The 326-nt window shown below is 66.0% G+C and carries 1 protein-coding gene; it reads left to right on the top strand.

Annotated features, from left to right (window positions below):
- Positions 1 to 326: SDR family oxidoreductase (locus tag HX846_RS38780; RefSeq protein ID WP_178967649.1), on the top strand; the 326-nt coding region annotated here is incomplete at both ends.

Raw genomic sequence — 326 nt, 5'->3', positions numbered from 1 at the left:
GTGCCACAAGCCAAGGCCGACCTCGATGCCCTGGCCGCGCGCCTGGGCGCCCGCAGCATCGCCCTGGATATCTGCGCCGAAGACGCCGCCACCCAACTGATCGAACACCTGCCGGACGGCATCGACATCGTGGTGCACAACGCCGGCATCACCCGCGATAAAACCCTGGCCAACATGACGCCGGAATATTGGGACGCAGTCTTGGCAGTCAATCTCAACGCGCCGCAAGTGCTGACCAAGGCGCTGCTGGACAGCGGCACCCTGCACGACAACGGTCGCGTGGTGCTGCTGGCATCCATCAGCGGCATCGCCGGCAACCGCGGGCA

The organism is Pseudomonas sp. K5002 (assembly GCF_013386655.1).
GTDB lineage: Bacteria > Pseudomonadota > Gammaproteobacteria > Pseudomonadales > Pseudomonadaceae > Aquipseudomonas.
This window is presented reverse-complemented; position numbering and strand designations above follow the sequence as displayed.